Genomic DNA, 17,487 nt, shown 5'->3' with positions numbered 1-17,487 from the left:
GATTCCCGCCCGCACCTGGCCATGGGCCCTGGAAGCCCGCAAAATTCTTGCCCCCCAATGCATGGTTGTCTTAAGAAAACGAAAACCATTGGGGATGGTTTCGCAGTTAGGCGAGGAGAAGATGGGGAAAACGGTCAAATGGCGGGCATAGAGCACCGCGTGAACATGCTGCTTGGGCGGTTTATCCCCGAGCAACGTCTGTTCCTTCGCAGCGACACGGAAACACGGTTCATCCGGCTGAGCCCGCTAACCCAATTCGTGGCCGTAAGTGGCAGCGTGATCGTCGTTGCGTGGGCATTGTTGTCGGCCGCGATGATCCTGATGGATTCGGTTGGCGCAGGCGACCTGCGCGATCAGGCCGAGCGGGAGCAGGCGCTGTACGAGATGCGCTTGTCGGAAATGGCCGAAGAGCGGGACAACCGGGCCGAAGAGGCCTCGAGCGCGCAAAACCGCTATGCGCTGGCTCTGGACGAAGTTTCCAAGATGCAATCGGCGCTCCTGAACGCCGAGGACCGCGTGAAAGAGCTGGAAACCGGTATCTCGGTCATTCAGCGCACGCTGCAGCGCACCGTGGCCGAACGCGACGCCGCCCGGACCGAAACCGAGGGCCTGCGCGGGCAATTGCAGGCCGAAGCTGATGGCGATGTCACCGATCTGTCCCGGATGCAGGATATGGAGGTTCTGCTGCAGGCGATGGTCGACACGCTGGGCCAAACCGCCGCCGAGCGCGACCTGATCGCGGCCGACGCCGCGGCGGCCTATGGCCTTGTCAAAGAGATGGATTATCAGCGCGCGTTGGATCAGGACCGGACCGACCGCATTTTCAGCCAGCTTGAGGATGCATTGGCAGTGTCGGTTCAGCCGCTGGACGATATGTTCCGCAAGGTTGGCATCGACTCACAACAACTGATTGGCAAGGTCCGCGAGGGCTATTCCGGTCAGGGCGGCCCGTCCCTGCCGATCGTCATCTCGACCAAGGGCGATGGCGAGGCATTGGACCCCAATATCATGCGCGCCAAAGAGCTGGTGGAACAGCTGGACCGTTTGAACCTGTACCGCATCGCCGCCGAGAAGACCCCGTTTGATATGCCGCTGCGGTCGGCCTATCGATTTACCAGCGGGTTCGGCCCGCGTTGGGGGCGTATGCACAACGGCGCTGACTTTGCCGGCGCGCATGGCTCGCCGGTCTACTCCACCGCCGACGGCGTGGTGCTGAAGGCGGATTGGGCATCGGGCTATGGGCGTTTGATCACCATCCAGCACGAGTTTGGAATCGAGACTCGCTATGCCCATTTGGCGAAAATCCGCGTGAAAGTCGGGCAAAGGGTCTCGCGCGGTGAACGGATCGGTGATATGGGGAACTCTGGACGTTCTACTGGAACACATTTGCACTATGAAGTGCGCGTGGGGGGCAAACCCGTCAACCCGATGACTTACATTAAGGCAGCGAGAGATGTTTTCTAAAAGCAGGATCAACGAACCCGGCGCAAAACCTGGCGAAAGCTCGGCACCGGCAAGCACTGAAACCGCCAAGCCGGCCACACCGCCCGCGGCGGCCGCCGCGTCGACCGAGGCACGCCCGGCAAGCGCCCCCAAGCCCAAGCCGCCTGCGTCGGTCCTGTCCAGCGACCTGACAATCACCGGCAACCTGCGCACGACGGGCGACATTCAGGTTGAGGGCACCATCGAGGGTGACATCCGCGCGCATCTGCTGACCGTGGGCGAAGGCGCCACCATCAAAGGCGAGGTTGTAGCCGACGACGTTGTCGTGAATGGCCGCGTTGTGGGCCGCGTGCGCGGCCTGAAGGTGCGCCTGACCTCGACCGCCAAGGTCGAAGGCGACATCATCCACAAGACCATCGCGATCGAAAGCGGTGCACATTTCGAAGGCTCGGTGCAGCGTCAGGACGATCCGTTGTCGGGCGAAGGTGGTGCCCGCGCCGCTAAGCGCCAGGCGCGCCAAGCTGCACAAGCCGGTGAAGCTGCCGAATAAGGCGCGACGCCTTCACCCAGACCGTTGGAACGCGGCCCCTTGAGGCCGCGTTTTTTATTGCAGGGTGCGTTTGTACAGGTGCCATGTGGCGTGCCCAAGGATAGGCAGTACAACCAGCAGCCCCAAGAAGGCGGGGACCATGGCAATCATGACCATGATCACGATGGTCACCGCCCAGCGCGCCATGGTGAACGGGCTGCGTCGCGCGGCCTCGATGCTCAGCAGCATAGCGGTGACAAAATCAATCTCGCGGTCCACCAAAAGCGGCAGCCCGACAACGGTGATGGCAAAGATCACACCGGCCAGCGCCGCGCCCACCAGCGAGCCAAATCCCAACATGGCAAGACCGTTTGTTGTCAGGAAAACCTCGTAGCTGGTTGAGATGTTGACCATCGTCGTCAGGCCCAGAAACAACGCAAAGATCATGTGGCCGATGAAGGACCAGAAGAGGAAAATGAAGATGATGATCGCGCAAAGCCACGGCAATTGCCGGTCTTTCTGCGCCCAGATCACAGACAGGATGCCACGGTCCAACGGCTGGCCCAAGCTGAGCCGGTGGCTGACCTCGTAAAGCCCCACGGCGGCAAACGAGCCGATCAGCGGAAAACCAAAGACCAGAATGGCCAGCCAGTAAACCTGCCCCGTCAGCCAGACAACGACGGCCATGATCAGCCCGGCCACCACGTAAAAGCCACCAAAGAACAGGCCCCATAACGGGGCCCGGCGAAAGTCGGACCAGCCTTTTGAAAGGGCCTCGTTCAAATCGCCCGGACCGATGGCCCGGACCACCGGGCGGGCCGGTGTTGCGTCGCTCATGCGCGTCTCCTCCCTTGGAAGCCGCGCGTTTCCGGGTTCAGTGTTTCGCGAAATGCGCGCCCCGGCAAGCCCTTAGTCGGGCTTGGGACAGATCGGTTGCGCCTTTTCGCAGCGGTCATAGGTGACGGGTTTGATCGTGTTCACCGCAACCTTGTCTTCGCCGTCAAAGCAACCATCGGCCATATCCACGAATACATCCGCGCCGCCATAGGTGCTGGACGAAGGTTTGACACGGCCTTCGCGCACATCCTCGAAACTGACATCATCGGGCTTTAACAGGTCCTGTAGCAGATCGGTGTAATAGCTATCCAGCGACGCCTTATAGCGTTTCAGCTGCCCCTCGCCCTTGCGGATCTCGGCATCGTTGTTGGGCTTGAACTCCACCACGGTACAGCTTGGCACGCGAAAGCAGTCGGGCCGGCTGCTGCTGTCGGTGGGGATGGCGCGTTCGGTCACGTCGCAATTGGACGAGCCACCAAGGGACTTGTGCTGCTCCACGCCGTAACGCTGCCAGACCTGGATCCACGGCGAACGCGTGCCCAGCATGGCGGCGTCCTTGTCCGAAAGGAACTTTTCGATCCCGCGGTAACGGGCATTCATGTTGCGCACCAGTTGTTCCACCTGTCGGTCGCCGGTTGCTTCAGCCACGGATTGTCCACGCGGATAGATCTCTTTGTATTCCTCGACCATGACGGTGATCATCTTCATCATATCACGCTGTTCCGCGACAATGATCGATGCCGCCGCTGCACGCGAACCGCCGCTTTTGTCGGTGTCGTTCCAATCGACGCTGCAATAGGCGAACCGGATGTTCTCCATCGCCAGGCAATTGCGCCGCCAGATCTCGCGCGTGCCCTCGAACCAGTCTTCGCCGGTCTTGATAAACGCATCGGCCGCGTCCAGCGTTGCCCCGGTGCGTTCCAGTGCCGCAACGACATAGTCGATCTTTTCGGGCCGCATCAGGTGTTCGCACTCGTCCTCGGCCGCGTCTCGTGCGCGTTCGAAGTAATCCAGGATCTCGCGGGCCGAGCGTTCCAGCGCCCGGTCGATCTCGGCGTTCCAGCGCTGCGGGTACTCGCGCGAGGATTTGAAGGCGACCGAGGTGATGGTGCCCAGCAGGCGTTTGAGATCACGCTCGGCCTTTTCGGCGTCGTCCAGCGTATCTTCAACCTGATCGGCGACAATGCCCGACAGCTTGCGAATGGCGCTTTCATCGCCCTCCTCGACCTCTTCGGCAATGTCTTCGATCTTGGCCTGCATCTGTGCATCCAGCTTGGTGCATTTGGCGGGCAGATCGTCCAGTTGTTGCTGCGCCGCTTCCATCCGGGCAAGCGTTTCGATGGCGTTCTCCAACGCGCCCATATTGCGCAGATGCACCTTCACGAATTCTTCGATCCGGTCTTCGTTGGCCATGTAGCGTTCGTCGCGAGACGCGTCTTTGGACAATTGAGTCAGTTCGGATTCCGCACATTTGACATGACGCAGCAGCGCCTCGGCGTCGTCATCGTCGCCACCGGCCACGCGGGGCAAACCGCGCGTGACCTGCTGCAGGCAATCGCCAACGTCGTCGATGGCATTTTCGACATCCTTGTCATCTGCAAGACCCGGCGTGGCCAGCAATGCCAAAGCAACAACCAGATACCGCATCAGCCCTGCCCCGCAACATAGATCCGATCGGGCGAGGCGCCATAGCCCTCGGCGGCCGGGTTACGCGGGAAAGGCAGCGCGCGAATGTCGAAGGGGATGACAGGGGCAAAATTACGAATGCCGTCGCCATCGGCCATGTCGTCCATGTCGAAATCAATATCCAGGCTGAGTTCGCCCAAGCCCGTGTCCAACATGTCCAGATCGAGGCCCAGATCGTCATCGGTGGTCGTGGCAGGCTCGGCCTTGGGTTCGCTTTCCTGTGTGCCGCGATCCAGCGTCATCTTCAGGGCACCGATTTCCAGCACAGGCACCGCAACCTCGGGATCAATATCGGTATTGTCGGCGCTGTCCCAGTCGAACTCATCTTCCAGATCCCAATGATCAAAAATCGAATGCGTGGCCGAACCGTTGAACTTGCCGACCAGTGCACCCTGCCCCGGATCCTCGGCCCCGAACAGCGCGCCATTGCCGAAGAACAGGTTATCCGTGATGGTCATGGGCGGGCCACGATCCTCGTCCCATTGCGGGAAGATCGCGCCGCCGACGTTATAGGCAAAGAGATTGCCCGTGATCTCGACCCCGGCGCCGGAATAGTTCGACCCGATCTGCAAGGTTCCGGGATTGGACGTGGTCTGATCGGGGTTGCGGGGCCAGTTCAGAACAAAAGAGTTCCCCGCGATCTTGTGGGTGGGCAGGTGCTTGCCGCCGCCGGCTTCGACCTGCCAGGTGAAAACGTTGTTCATGAAGATGTTGTTCGACACCTGCACCACCGCGCCGGGTGATGCCGCGCGAATGGCCGGGCCACCCACACCGGCGGGTGCATTTAGAAAGGTGTTGTCGGCAATTACCAGAAGGTCGGTCTCGAGATACCCGAATTGCAGCACACCCCAGGTGGAACTGCCACCAAACATCAGCGAGTTAGTCTCGCGTTCGTAATTGTTCGATGGCGACACATCGAAAGCCAGCCCCGACACGACGAGTTCGGCCAAGGCGTGCTTCTTCCCCTCGAACCGCAAGACGGTGGCCGAGCGTTCGGGCGGTGTGATCATCCGTGTCGGGGTTGCAAACGGGGTGCGTGCGGTGAAGTCATCGTTGTAGCCCCCCAATATGCGCAGCCGCGCGCCGGGGGCCTTGACCTCGGGCAGGAACCATTGGCCCGTACCCGCCTTGCCGTCATAATCTCCACCTGCAATGTGGATGGTGACGGTGCAGTCGCCGCAGCTTTGCAACAGCGTCGCAGCACCGCCCAGCGCTTTGTGGATCGTGCGTTCAACCTTCACGCCGTCCATTGCCTTGGCCGCGTCATAAGCCGCCGACCCCCGCGGGGCGACGTAGATATCCTGAGCAACTACCGGTGAAGCCGCCAACGCGGCCAGAATCGCAAAATTGCGTAGCATCAAATTTCTCCCTTAAATGTGGGAGATGATGCCGTGTAACCGAATTTAAGAATAGTCCCGAGAACCTGACCCGCGGGATCAGTCGTCGGCCTGCGCCTCGGCCCGCGATTTACCAGCCACGTCCATGGCCAGCGTGGCCGCCATGAACGGGTCAAGATCGCCATCCAGAACGCCCTTGGTGTCGGACGTTTCGTGGTTGGTGCGCAGGTCTTTGACCATCTGATAGGGCTGAAGAACGTAAGACCGGATCTGGTTGCCCCAGCCGGCATCGCCCTTGGCCTCGTGCGCGGCGTTGATATCGGCGTTGCGGCGGTCCAGCTCCAACTGGTAAAGGCGCGATTTCAGCGCCTTCATGGCAATGTCGCGGTTCTGGTGCTGCGATTTCTCGGAGCTCGTCACCACGATGCCTGTCGGGTTGTGGGTGATCCGCACAGCCGAGTCGGTGGTGTTCACGTGCTGACCGCCCGCGCCTGAGGACCGATAGGTATCAATGCGGATATCGGCGGGGTTTACCTCGATCTCGATATTGTCGTCGACAACGGGATAAACCCAGACCGAACTGAACGAGGTGTGCCGCTTGGCCGCCGAATCATAGGGCGAGATGCGCACCAGCCGGTGCACGCCGCTTTCCGATTTCAGCCAACCATAGGCGTTATGCCCCGAAATCTTGTAAGCGGCGGATTTGATGCCCGCCTCTTCGCCGGCGGTTTCGGACTGAAGCTCGACCTTGTAACCCTTTTTCTCGGCCCAACGGATATACATCCGCGCCAGCATCGACGCCCAGTCGCAGCTTTCGGTGCCACCGGCGCCCGAGTTGATCTCAAGAAACGTGTCATTGCTGTCGGCCTCGCCATCCAGCAACGCCTCCAGCTCTTTCTCGGCGGCCTTTTCGACCAGCGCGGCAATGGCGGCCTCTGCCTCGGCGACAACCTCGGCATCGTCTTCCATCTCGCCCAGTTCGATCAGCTCGATGTTGTCCTCAAGCTCCTGCTTCAAACCGTCATGGGTGCCCAGCGCATCCACCAGCATCTGCCGTTCGCGCATCAGCTTTTGCGCGGCGGCGGGATCATCCCACAGGTTCGGGTCTTCGACACGGGCGTTGAACTCTTCCAACCGGTGCGGCGCGGTCTCGTAATCCAGCCGCTGCGCGAGCAGAGCGATGGATTTGCGGATTTCCTCAACAAAATTCTGCGTTTCGGCGCGCATGGTCAGGTCTCATCAAGCTTGGGTTCGGACTGCGGTGATAGCGGCTATTGGGGCGGCGGGCAATGCCTCCGCCCCAAGCAATTTCAGCCTGCTAGTACAGCCCGCCGGTCCCCAGTGACCCGAAATTGGCCTTGGGCCCAATTGTGATCGTTTTCCCGGTAGATGTTTTGACCGTGGCCTGTTCGTCCAGTCCAAGTTCCTCGGGCGAGAACAGCGGCAGGTTCGCCCCCATGGCAAAACCGCCATCGATCAGCGCGCCAAGGCCAAAGATCGGCTCTTCACCATCGCGGAAATATTCGGACACCACGAAATCGCCCGTGGCATCATCGGCAAGGCGCGCGCCCGAAAACCGGTCGATCTTGATGAAGTGCCCCCCTTCGGGCACCTTGAACGAGCCGCCGCCGTATTTCTCGGTCGCCTTGGTCATGAACTGGTTGAAGACCGGCCCGCACATTCCCCCGCCCGAGGCGCCACGGCCCAGCGGTTTGGGCTGATCGTAGCCGATATAGCACCCAGCCACGATGTTCGAGGTAAAGCCGATGAACCACACATCGCGCGCGTCGTTGGTGGTGCCGGTTTTGCCCGCCGTGGGCACGCCCAGATTCACCTTTCCCGCCGCCGTGCCGCGCTGCACCACGCCCTGCATCATCGATGTCAGCTGATAGGCGGTAATCGCGTTGATCACGCGTTCGCGGTTCGACACGATCTGCGGGGCAAATAGCGGGTCGATCGAGGCCAGCTTGCAATCGGGGCAATCGCGCGGGTCGTGGCGATAGATGGTGCGGCCCTGCCGGTCCTGCACACGGTCCACCAGCGTGGGTTCCACCCGCTCGCCGCCATTGGCGAACATCGCATAGGCCGACACCATCTTGAACAGCGTCGTTTCCTGCGCCCCCAACGAGTTTGCAAGGAACGGTTCCAACCGGTCATAAACGCCGAACCGCTCGGCGTACCCTGCCACCGTCTGCATGCCGATCTCTTGCGCCAGCCGCACGGTCATCAGGTTCCGCGAGCGTTCGATCCCGGTGCGCAGGGGCGTGGGGCCGTAGAACTTGTTCGACGCATTCTTGGGTCGCCAGATGTCGGCACCCGTGTCAATTTCAATGGGGGCGTCAATGATGATCGTGGCGGGCGTAAAGCCGCTGTCCAGCGCGGTGGCATAGACCAGCGGCTTGAAGCTGGAGCCCGGCTGTCGCGTGGCCTGCGTGGCGCGGTTGAACACCGAATGCTGGTACGAGAACCCGCCCTGCATCGCCAAAACCCGGCCGGTGTTCACGTCCATCGCCATGAACCCGCCCTGCACCTCGGGGATCTGGCGCAGGGTCCAGCGGATGAAGCTGCCATCGCTGTCCTTGGTCATCTGACGCACGTACACCACGTCGCCCAGTTCCAAAAGGTCGCTGGCCCGGCTGGCCTTGCGGCCCAGTTCGCCATCTTCCAACAGCTTGCGCGCCCATTTCACATCCTCGGGCGGGATCCAATGACCGTCGCTGTCATTGGCCACGTCCTCGATCCCGATACGGGCGTGGGTTTTGCCCACTTCCAGCACAACCGCCGGGTACCAGCCCCAAATGTCGCGTGGCGTTTCGACCGCAGCCAGCGCTTTGCGCCAGGCCTCTTCGGTGCCCAATTCGGTTTCGGCTACTTTCAGGCCTGTGCCGCGCCAGACACCCTGCGCGCGGTCGTATTTTTCCAGCCCGTCGCGCAGGGCCAGCGCGGCCTCGGATTGCAATTCCGGGTCCGCGGTTGCACGGATCGTCAGACCGCCACCGAAAAACTCGTCCTGGCCAAAGTTTGCGCTTAGCTGTCGCCTGATCTCGTCGGTGAAATAGTCGCGCGGCGGCAGGCTTTCCTTGAACGACGCCATCTTGCCCATCTGCACCGTTTCAATTGGTGTGGCGCGGGCCGTTTCGTATTCTGCATCGCTGAGATAGCCGTTTTCGTTCATCTCTTTCAGAACGAAATTCCGTCGGTCCATCGCGCGGTCGTATTCGTTGACGTTATGTGGGCGATAGCTGTACGGCGCCTTTGGATGCACGGCCAGAAACGCGGCTTCGTGCGGTTCCAGATCGGCGAGGTTCTTGTTGAAATAGCTTTGCGCGGCCGCCCGCACGCCAAAGCTGCGCACGCCAAGGTCAATATCGTTCAGATAGATCTCCAGCACCTTGTCACGCCCCAGCGTGTTCACCATGCGGCTGGCCAGGATGATCTCTTTGACCTTGCGTTCGATCCGACGTTCCGAGCTGAGGAACGAAATCTTGGCCACCTGCTGCGGAATGGTGGATGCGCCGCGCAGGCTTTCGCCGCGGCTGCGCAGGGCCTCGAACATTGCCGCCGCAATACCACGCGGGTCATAACCCTGATGGGTGTAGAAATTCTTGTCCTCGGCCGAAATGAAGGCGTTTTTGACCAGATCGGGGATTTCTTCGATGGGGGCGAACAGGCGGCGTTCGGTGGCGAATTCGTCGATCAGCTGCCCTTCGCCCGAGTAAATCCGGCTGATGGTCTTAGGCGTATAGTTCGTCAATTCCTGGTGGTTCGGCAACCCGCGCGCATAGGCCCAGAAGACGCCACCAATCAGGATCGCGCCCATCGCGGTGCCCACAGTAGCGAAGCTGAAAATCGCACCCAGAAAATTTGCCACAAAACGGATCACGGCACTTGCCCCTCTTTTCACTGACCCAAGGATATACGCGCGTGCGGGGGGCGGGTCAAAACCTGTCCGGCCTGCGTCGGCCAATTTGCGCGCAAATACAAAGAATTTACCGCAACGTCTTGTTTGTGGTTCCGGCCTGCCCCAACTCTGCGCCATGGGCCCTGACGACATACTGACAACTTATGAACTTCACGCCGCTGGCTATGCACGCAGCCGGTCCAAAGTGCTGTTTGAACGCGGCTGGCTGGATCGCGCTTTGGCGCATGCGCCTGGTCGGCGGGTGCTGGATCTGGGCTGCGGTTCGGGCAATCCCATCGCGCGGTACCTGTCGGACCGTCGGGCCGAGGTGACGGGTGTGGACGGTGCAGCCGCCATGGTGGCGCTGTTCCAACAGACGTTGCCCGGGGCCGAGGCGATCCATGCCGATATGCGTGATCTGGCGCTGAACCGTCAGTTTGATGTGGTCGTGGCGTGGAATTCTTTTTTCCACCTTGCGCCCGACGATCAGCGGGCGATGTTCCCCGTCTTTGCCGCCCATGCCGCGCCGGGCGCGGTGTTGTTGTTCACCACGGGCCACCAAGCCGGAGAGGCCATGGGCAGTGTGCAGGGCACAGCGGTTTACCACAGCTCGCTGTCGCCGGATGACTATCGGGGTCTGCTAAAGGATGCGGGATTCACCGTTCTGAAGTTCACCCCGCAAGACCCTGATTGTAATCAGCATTCCGTGTGGCTGGCACGTTTCACTGCCTAAGCAGTTGCGCGTTGGCCGCGTCGTCGCGCGCCCAGACCTGCAACGCATCGCGAATTCCTGCTGCGGCCTTCAGCCGCCATTCGGCATCGGTCAGGTTCTCCAGGTCGTTTTTTGACGACAAAAAGCCCAGCTCGATCAGGGCCGATGGAATGTCGGGTGCTTTCAGCACTGAAAACGCCGCGGACTGATGCGGGTTCTTGTGCAACCGGTCGATATTGGCGCGCAGTCCCGCAACCAGGGCCCTGGCCAGCGCATCGGATCGCGGCGCGGTGTCTTGCCGCGCAAGATCCATCAATACACCTGCGATCACGTCATCCTGCCGGGTCAGGTCCACACCTGACAGAAGGTCGGCGCGGTCGTGGCGCTCGGCCAAAAGCTGCGCTGCTGCGCCCGAGGCCGCATCTGACAGCGTGTAAATCGTTGCCCCCGTGGCGTAACCTTCCGGCAACGCATCTGCGTGCAATGACAAGAACACATCGGCCTGCGCTGCGCGCGCGCGGGTCATGCGCGCCTCAAGCGGGACAAACACGTCCGCCTCGCGGGTCAGGGTCACCTCGAACCCGTCACGGCGCAAAAGATCGCGCAATTCGCGGGCGAAGGTCAGCATCAGGTGCGCCTCGACCACGCCATCCCGCTGGGCACCGGGATCAATCCCGCCATGGCCGGGGTCCAACACAACACGCACCGGGCGGCTGCCATCCTGGCGGTCCAGTTTTGGCAGTTCCACCTGGGCGGTCTCGGCCTGTGGCAGGGTGACGGCACGCACCTGTTCGGCAAATTCCGCATCCGTTGCGGACCGCAGCAAAAGGGCGAACCCCGCGACGTCACCAGTTGTCATCGCGGCACTTTCCACGATCATTGGCAGGCGCAGGTCAAGCACCATACGTGACCATCCGGGGCTCAACTGCCCTGCCCGTAAATCAGCGATGCGGTCCGATTGGTTGAACGCGTTCAGATCCAGCCCGGCCCAATCAACCTCGCGAAAATCGATCACAAGGCGCGGCGGATCGTTCAGGTGGCGAATACGAAACGGCACGGCCTGGCTCAGCGGCACGTTCAACGCAACGCCGCCACCCGCGTTCCGCAGCGCTGCCCCGTCAAGCGGTCGGGCCAGTGCCGTCAGCTCCTGCGCTGCGGTCGCGAGAGGCCACAAAGTCAGGAAAACAAGGGCCAACACGCGGATCATACGGCACCTCGTGCCTGCATGAAGGTCTTCAGACGTTCCAGGCCCTCGGCAATATCCGCCGTCGCAGCGGCATAGGAAAAACGCAACGTCTGATGCCCACGCGCCGGATCAAAATCCAGTCCCGGCGTCACCGCCACGCCCGCATGTTCAAGGATTTCAGCCGCAAAGGCGCGGCTGTCATCGGTCAGGTCGGACACGTCAGCATAGACATAAAACGCGCCATCCGGTGGTGCGATCCGCGTGAATCCGGCCTGCGGCAGTTCCCGCAGCATCAGCGCGCGATTGGCCCGATATACGTCCAGATTGCCCTGCAGTTCGTCCTTGGCATCCAGCGCCCCCAAAGCGGCCAGCTGACTGACATGGGGCGGGCAGATAAACATGTTCTGCGCCAGACGCTCTACTCGCCGGATATGGTCCTCGGGCACCACCATCCAGCCGACGCGCCAGCCGGTCATCGAGAAATACTTGGAGAACGAGTTGATCACATAGACATCGTCTGACAGCTCCAGCGCGCTGACCGCACGACCTTCGTATTCGATGCCGTGATAAATCTCATCTGAGATAAAGGCCGTGTCCTGTTCCGCACAGGCCGCTATCAACGCACCCAGCTTGTCCGCGTTCAGCATCGTACCGGTTGGATTGGCCGGCGAGGCCACCAGCAAACCGGCCAGATCAGTGTGCAAATCCCCCGGTACGGGTTGCAAGCGGTTTTCCGCCGCCGTTTCAATCACCACGGGGGCCAGGCCCAGCGCCGTCAGGATTTGGCGGTATGACGGATAGCCGGGCGCCCCGATCCCCACTTTGTCGCCGCTATCAAAAAGCGCTGAGAAGGCCAGAAGAAACCCGCCCGACGACCCGGATGTGACCACAACGCGGGCCGGGTCAAGGTCAACATTATACCAGTCTTTATAAAGACTTGCGATGCGTTCCCGCAGCTCCATCAGACCCAGCGCCACGGTATACCCCATGGCCGAGCTGTCCAGCGCGCCCGACACCGCATTGCGTGCGGTTTGCGGCGCGGGTGTGCCGGGCTGACCAACTTCCATGTGGATGATGTGACGGCCGACGGCCTCGGCCTTGCGTGCGGCCTCCATGACATCCATCACGATGAAGGGATCAATATCACTGCGGGTTGAACTTCGCACGCTCGCGCTCCTAGACTGCTGTTGTGGGCTTTTGTTCCAGCCCGGGTGGAGACAGTCAATGGCCAAGCTTCTGCGTGTATTGGTAATGGGGTTCGCCCTGACGGTATTGGCATCCCTGCCCGCGCGGGCACAGGGCCTTATCCGGGATGCCGAGATCGAATATGCGTTGGGTCAGTTACTGGCCCCGTTGGCAAATGCCGCGGGTTTGGGAAATGGGCGTATCAAGGTGATCATGGTGAACGACCGGTCGCTGAACGCATTTGTCGCTGATGGCCGCACGATTTTCATTCACACCGGGCTGCTGCTGAAGCTGAAAACCGCAGACCAGGTACAGGCGGTTCTTGCCCATGAATTGGCGCATATCGCCAATGGCCACATCACCCGCCGCATCAGCAACCTGCGCAACGCCCGACAATCTGCCATTGCGGGTCTGGTTGCTGCGATCGCAGTGGGGGCTTCGGGCAACACCGCCGCCGCGGCGGGGCTTGCGGTTGGGGCCGAATCCGCCTCGACCCGCGCATTTTTGACCCACACAAGAGCCGAAGAGGCCGCCGCCGACCAAACAGCCGCCCGGTACATGGTCGCAGCGGGCGTGCCGCCGCGCGCCATGGTCGAAGTGCTGGAATTGTTCCGGGGACAAGAAGCGCTTTCGGGGTCGTCGCGCGTCGATCCTTACGTTTTGACGCACCCTTTGACACGCAATCGCCTGCGTGCGGTGATCGGGTTTGCCAATGCTTACGAAGACGATGTCGTCCCGCAGGACAATGGCTCGGACTACTGGTTCGCGCGCGCGCAGGGCAAGTTGAGCGCCTTTCTGAACAGCAGTTCCTACACGTTGCGCCGTGTCAAAAAGAATGACAATTCCGACGTTGCGCTGATCCGCAAAGCGGTGGCTTATCACCGGCGACCGGACGCCAAGGCGGCACTGCGCGAGATCGACAAGCTGGTCGCCAAGCGCCCCAATGACCCGTATGTGCACGAGCTGCGCGGCCAGATCCTGTTGGAATCGCGAAATGCCAAGGCCGCTGTATCGGCGTATGCCCGCGCGGTGAACCTTGCCGGGCACGAGGCACTGATCCGCGCGGGGTATGGGCGCGCGCTTTTGGCCCTGAACACCGCCGACGGCAACCGCAAGGCGCTGAGCGCGCTGGAAAGTGCCCGTGGGCGCGACCCGTATGACCCGCGCATGCTGCGCGACCTTGCTGTCGCCTATGCACGGGCGGGAAACAACGGGATGGCGTCGGTGGTTACGGCGGAACGATACGCGCTGACCGGGCGGCTGAAGGATGCCGTGGTGCACGCCAAACGCGCCGAGGGTTTGTTGCCGCGCGGGTCACGTGGCTGGCTGCGGGCGCAGGACATTTTGGCGGTTGCTGCGTCATCGAGCCGCAAAAAGTGATCGTAATCCGCTTGGCCAAAAGGCCGCGCCGTGCCAAGTTGACCACGATTTGAACACCGACCGGAGTCACCATGCGCCGTATCCTTGCCCTGACCATGGCACTTGCCCTTGTATCGCCTGCGCAGGCAACCGATCTGACCAATATGACCGATGCCGAACGCGCGGCATTTGGCGCACAGGTTCGGGCCTATCTTCTTGAAAACCCGCAAGTTCTGCGCGAAGCTATTGCCGTTCTGGAGCAGCGCGAAGCAGAAGAACAAGCCAATGCGGATCTGAACCTGGTGGCGGCCTATTCGGACGCCTTGTTCAACGACACAAACTCGTGGCAGGGCGGCAACCCCGACGGCGACATCACGCTGGTCGAGTTTGTCGACTATCGCTGCTCATATTGCCGCCGCGCGCATGACGAAGTGGCCGAGTTGATCAGCACCGATGGCAACATCAAGCTGATCGTCAAGGAATTCCCGATCCTCGGCGAAGAGTCGGTGCTGTCATCGCGCTTTGCAATTGCAACGCGCCAGGTTGCTGGTGATGCGGCGTACAAGCAGGTGCATGATGCGCTGATCACTTTCCGGGGCTCTGTTTCCGAAAATGCGCTGCGCCGCCTGGCCGAGCAGTTCAATCTGGACGCCACCGAGATTTTGGCACGGATGAACGGCCAGGAAGTGACTGAGGTTATTCAGGCCAACTACGCGCTGGCGCAAGCCATGTCGATCAACGGCACGCCGACATTTGTGCTGAATGACAGCATGCTGCGCGGTTACGTGCCGCTGGACGGCATGCGGGAACTGGTGGCTGACGCCCGGGGCTAAGCGTTACTCGGCAGCGTCCTTCGCCGCCTCGATCGCGGCGGCGCGGGTTTCCACCTGTTCGACGATGTGATCCACCATTTGGTCGTTCGACATCTTGTGGCTGGCTTTGCCAGCCATGTAGACCATGCCGCTGCCTGCCCCGCCACCGGTAAAGCCGATATCGGTCATCAGCGCCTCGCCCGGCCCGTTCACCACGCAGCCAATGATGCTGAGGCTCATGGGTGTTTTGATGTGTTCCAGCCGCTTTTCCAGCGTCTCGACCGTCTTGATCACGTCAAACCCCTGCCGCGCGCAGGACGGGCAGGAAATGATGTTCACACCGCGATGGCGCAGGCCCAGCGATTTCAGGATTTCAAAGCCAACCTTGACCTCTTCGACCGGGTCCGCTGACAGCGACACACGGATCGTGTCGCCAATGCCCATCCACAAAAGATTGCCCAGTCCGATGGCCGATTTGATCGCGCCCGATGTCAGGCCGCCGGCCTCGGTGATGCCCAGATGGATCGGCGCGTCGGTGGCGTCGGCCAGCCCCTGATAGGCGGCGGCGGCCAGGAACACGTCGGAGGCCTTTACGCTGATCTTGAACTCGTGAAAGTCGTTGTCCTGCAGGATCTTGATGTGATCCATGCCGCTTTCGATCATCGCCTCGGGGCACGGCTCGCCGTATTTTTCCAGCAGGTGCTTTTCCAGCGATCCGGCATTCACCCCGATGCGGATCGAGCAATTGTGGTCGCGGGCGGCCTTGATGACCTCGCGCACCCGCTTCTCATCGCCAATATTGCCGGGATTGATCCGCAGGCAGGCGGCGCCGGCCTCGGCCGCTTCGATGCCGCGGCGGTAATGGAAGTGGATATCGGCGACGATGGGCACCGGGCTTTCGCGCACGATCTCTTTCAGCGCCTTGGCGCTGTCCTCGTCGGGGACCGAGATGCGCACGATATCGGCACCGGCCTCGGCGCAGGCCTGAACCTGGGCGATGGTGCCGGCCACATCGGTGGTGACCGTGTTGGTCATGGTCTGCACGCTGATCGGGGCATCGCCGCCAACCGGCACCGGGCCCACATGGATCTGACGGGATTTGCGGCGGTAGATATTGCGCCAGGGGCGGATCTCGTTCACGGACATGGCGGGGTTCCGAATTGAGGACTGTCACCGCTTACATAGTCGCCCTGCCCCCGACAGGCAACGGCGTCAAATGTCGCTATTCGGTGATCTCGGCATCTTCCCAGCGCGAGCGCAATTCGGCCACCATGGTGGCGACATCCGCGTGCTGCCTCGGATCAACCAATTCATAGCCGTCTTTCAGGTCGGACGCAGCAAGCGAGATGTTCTTGACCACGGCAGCACCCGGTGATGCGGGGCCATAAGCCTCGCCATCAACAACGAAATAGACCGAACCCGAATTCCCGGCGCGCAGGCGTGCGGGGTTTTCTGTAGACGGCAGGTCATAGCTTTCGCCGGCATCAAGGATTTTTTCGAACAACACCGTGCCGTCAGCCGCGGTGATGCGAACCCAGGCTGGGCGCAGCGCGGCAACGGCCACGGCGGGGTAAGCGTCTTCGATCACTTTCACCGGTGTGTCTTCAGACAGGTCCGCCTCGGCCACGGCAGGTGCGCGTTCCACCAGCGCGGGAGCGGTCGGCGCAAGGTCCGCCAACGCGCCCAGCGAACCGGGTTGCAGCGTCGAGATCGGACCGTCGCGCGCAATCAGAACCGGAACGTCCAGCGGCTGTGGCCGGTAAAGGCGGCTCAGCGCTTGTTCATTTGCAGCGTCGGAAATCGCGGTATCAGCTTCGGGTGCGATCGTTGCGCCCGCCAGCGGGTCGATCTGCGCAAAGACATCAGGTGTCTGTTCCACCGGCGTCACGGTCACGCGTTGGATCTGCTGCAACACGGTCCAGCCACCAAAGCCCAGACCAGCCACCAACAGACACAGCACCAGAACCGAACCAATCGCACCGGGTTCGATACGCGACCAGATTGCGGGGCTGCGGGGGACGAACATGGCGTTGGGATCGCCCAGCGCGTCCAGCGGATCACGGGGGGTGGCCTGTTTGCCCTGGGCACGCTGCTTTTGCAAAGTCCGGGGCGACGCGGCGGCATCCATGCCGTGCACGGCCTCGAACTCTCCTTCTTCACAGAAGGTGTTGAAGGCCCATTCCGGGTCCAGCCCAAGATAGCGCGCATAAGACCGGACATAACCGGCAACAAAGCCGGGCGTCTCAAAGGCGGTTGGATCCGCGTTTTCGATGGCCGCGATATACGTGGCGCGAATTTTCAACTCGCGCTGCACGTCCAACAAAGATTTTCCGAGAGTTGCGCGTTCCCCGCGCATGACGTCACCAAGCCGAAGCTCGAAGTCGTCGAAGCCCTTCATCGACTCTTCTTCGGGATCGGCAGAAGGTGTCTGCCGCCACCCGATCATGATTTGTCCCCGATGCCTGTCACCGCATGTTCCCCAACTGTCGGCGATTCCCTA

General features: G+C 61.5%; 14 protein-coding genes. 5 read left to right on the top strand and 9 right to left on the bottom strand.

The genetic code is table 11. The annotated features are described in order from the left end of the window. Positions 1-138: 138 nt before the first annotated feature. On the top strand, positions 139-1,464 hold the full coding sequence (locus ACMU_RS15320) for a M23 family metallopeptidase (protein ID WP_035261210.1): 1,326 nt from the start codon (positions 139-141) through the stop codon (positions 1,462-1,464). After that, positions 1,454-1,993, top strand: a complete 540-nt coding sequence (locus tag ACMU_RS15315) for a bactofilin family protein (RefSeq protein WP_035261207.1) — start codon at positions 1,454-1,456, stop codon at positions 1,991-1,993. The genes ACMU_RS15320 and ACMU_RS15315 overlap by 11 nt, the downstream gene beginning before the upstream one ends. A 54-nt stretch (positions 1,994-2,047) precedes the next feature. Here the strand turns inward: ACMU_RS15315 and ACMU_RS15310 are convergent, their stop codons facing one another. The 5 genes from ACMU_RS15310 to ACMU_RS15290 all read right to left on the bottom strand — a co-directional run bounded on the left by ACMU_RS15310 (position 2,048) and on the right by ACMU_RS15290 (position 9,715). Then, complete coding sequence (locus ACMU_RS15310) at positions 2,048-2,809, bottom strand: DUF2189 domain-containing protein (RefSeq protein ID WP_035261204.1); 762 nt, start codon at positions 2,807-2,809, stop codon at positions 2,048-2,050. A 72-nt stretch (positions 2,810-2,881) separates the two neighbouring features. After that, on the bottom strand, positions 2,882-4,456 hold the full coding sequence (locus tag ACMU_RS15305) for a hypothetical protein (RefSeq protein WP_035261202.1): 1,575 nt from the start codon (positions 4,454-4,456) through the stop codon (positions 2,882-2,884). Then, a complete protein-coding gene (locus ACMU_RS15300; RefSeq protein ID WP_035261199.1) occupies positions 4,456-5,853 on the bottom strand; it encodes a hypothetical protein in 1,398 nt (465 codons plus the stop codon). The genes ACMU_RS15305 and ACMU_RS15300 overlap by 1 nt, the downstream gene beginning before the upstream one ends. 78 nt (positions 5,854-5,931) lie before the next feature. After that, positions 5,932-7,059 carry a peptide chain release factor 2 gene (gene prfB, locus ACMU_RS15295; protein WP_035261196.1) on the bottom strand — a complete coding sequence of 376 codons (1,128 nt, stop codon included), beginning with the start codon at positions 7,057-7,059 and terminating at the stop codon, positions 5,932-5,934. A 91-nt stretch (positions 7,060-7,150) separates the two neighbouring features. After that, on the bottom strand, positions 7,151-9,715 hold the full coding sequence (locus tag ACMU_RS15290) for a penicillin-binding protein 1A (RefSeq protein ID WP_035261194.1): 2,565 nt from the start codon (positions 9,713-9,715) through the stop codon (positions 7,151-7,153). Between the two features lie 154 nt (positions 9,716-9,869). Here ACMU_RS15290 and ACMU_RS15285 point away from each other — a divergent pair, with 154 nt between their 5' ends. Next, complete coding sequence (locus ACMU_RS15285; RefSeq protein WP_035261192.1) at positions 9,870-10,466, top strand: class I SAM-dependent methyltransferase; 597 nt, start codon at positions 9,870-9,872, stop codon at positions 10,464-10,466. On the opposite strand, the gene ACMU_RS15280 is transcribed toward ACMU_RS15285, so the two are convergent. Both ACMU_RS15280 and ACMU_RS15275 read right to left on the bottom strand, forming a co-directional pair. Beyond that, the gene (locus ACMU_RS15280; protein WP_035261190.1) at positions 10,456-11,652 is read right to left on the bottom strand and encodes an N-acetylmuramoyl-L-alanine amidase; all 1,197 of its coding nucleotides are present in this window, start codon (positions 11,650-11,652) and stop codon (positions 10,456-10,458) included. The genes ACMU_RS15285 and ACMU_RS15280 overlap by 11 nt on opposite strands. Then, complete coding sequence (locus tag ACMU_RS15275; RefSeq protein WP_035261187.1) at positions 11,649-12,797, bottom strand: pyridoxal phosphate-dependent aminotransferase; 1,149 nt, start codon at positions 12,795-12,797, stop codon at positions 11,649-11,651. Before ACMU_RS15275 ends, ACMU_RS15280 begins: the two co-directional genes overlap by 4 nt. Before the next feature lie 58 nt (positions 12,798-12,855). Between ACMU_RS15275 and ACMU_RS15270 the strand changes: the two genes are divergently transcribed. Both ACMU_RS15270 and ACMU_RS15265 read left to right on the top strand, forming a co-directional pair. Continuing rightward, the gene (locus ACMU_RS15270; protein WP_035261186.1) at positions 12,856-14,196 is read left to right on the top strand and encodes a M48 family metalloprotease; all 1,341 of its coding nucleotides are present in this window, start codon (positions 12,856-12,858) and stop codon (positions 14,194-14,196) included. 71 nt (positions 14,197-14,267) lie between these two features. After that, on the top strand, positions 14,268-15,008 hold the full coding sequence (locus tag ACMU_RS15265) for a DsbA family protein (RefSeq protein WP_035261183.1): 741 nt from the start codon (positions 14,268-14,270) through the stop codon (positions 15,006-15,008). Positions 15,009-15,011: 3 nt separating this feature from the next. Here the strand turns inward: ACMU_RS15265 and ispG are convergent, their stop codons facing one another. Next, positions 15,012-16,133: a flavodoxin-dependent (E)-4-hydroxy-3-methylbut-2-enyl-diphosphate synthase gene (gene ispG, locus ACMU_RS15260; protein ID WP_035261181.1), complete on the bottom strand. Its 1,122-nt coding sequence runs from the start codon at positions 16,131-16,133 to the stop codon at positions 15,012-15,014. A gap of 76 nt (positions 16,134-16,209) precedes the next feature. Further along, a complete protein-coding gene (locus ACMU_RS15255; RefSeq protein WP_035261179.1) occupies positions 16,210-17,433 on the bottom strand; it encodes a helix-turn-helix domain-containing protein in 1,224 nt (407 codons plus the stop codon). Between the last annotated feature and the right edge of the window lie 54 nt (positions 17,434-17,487).

It is taken from the genome of Actibacterium mucosum KCTC 23349 (assembly GCF_000647975.1).
Lineage (GTDB): Bacteria > Pseudomonadota > Alphaproteobacteria > Rhodobacterales > Rhodobacteraceae > Actibacterium > Actibacterium mucosum.
This window is presented reverse-complemented; position numbering and strand designations above follow the sequence as displayed.

Excerpts from the sequence above, each read along its gene's own strand:
- ACMU_RS15320 (WP_035261210.1), top strand. The coding sequence starts at position 139 with ATGGCGGGCATAGAGCACCGCGTGAACATGCTGCTTGGGCGGTTTATC.
- ACMU_RS15315 (WP_035261207.1), top strand. The coding sequence starts at position 1,454 with ATGTTTTCTAAAAGCAGGATCAACGAACCCGGCGCAAAACCTGGCGAA.
- ACMU_RS15310 (WP_035261204.1), bottom strand. The coding sequence starts at position 2,809 with ATGAGCGACGCAACACCGGCCCGCCCGGTGGTCCGGGCCATCGGTCCG.
- ACMU_RS15305 (WP_035261202.1), bottom strand. The coding sequence starts at position 4,456 with ATGCGGTATCTGGTTGTTGCTTTGGCATTGCTGGCCACGCCGGGTCTT.
- ACMU_RS15300 (WP_035261199.1), bottom strand. The coding sequence starts at position 5,853 with ATGCTACGCAATTTTGCGATTCTGGCCGCGTTGGCGGCTTCACCGGTA.
- prfB (WP_035261196.1), bottom strand. The coding sequence starts at position 7,059 with ATGCGCGCCGAAACGCAGAATTTTGTTGAGGAAATCCGCAAATCCATC.
- ACMU_RS15285 (WP_035261192.1), top strand. The coding sequence starts at position 9,870 with ATGGGCCCTGACGACATACTGACAACTTATGAACTTCACGCCGCTGGC.
- ACMU_RS15280 (WP_035261190.1), bottom strand. The coding sequence starts at position 11,652 with ATGATCCGCGTGTTGGCCCTTGTTTTCCTGACTTTGTGGCCTCTCGCG.
- ACMU_RS15270 (WP_035261186.1), top strand. The coding sequence starts at position 12,856 with ATGGCCAAGCTTCTGCGTGTATTGGTAATGGGGTTCGCCCTGACGGTA.
- ACMU_RS15265 (WP_035261183.1), top strand. The coding sequence starts at position 14,268 with ATGCGCCGTATCCTTGCCCTGACCATGGCACTTGCCCTTGTATCGCCT.
- ispG (WP_035261181.1), bottom strand. The coding sequence starts at position 16,133 with ATGTCCGTGAACGAGATCCGCCCCTGGCGCAATATCTACCGCCGCAAA.
- ACMU_RS15255 (WP_035261179.1), bottom strand. The coding sequence starts at position 17,433 with ATGATCGGGTGGCGGCAGACACCTTCTGCCGATCCCGAAGAAGAGTCG.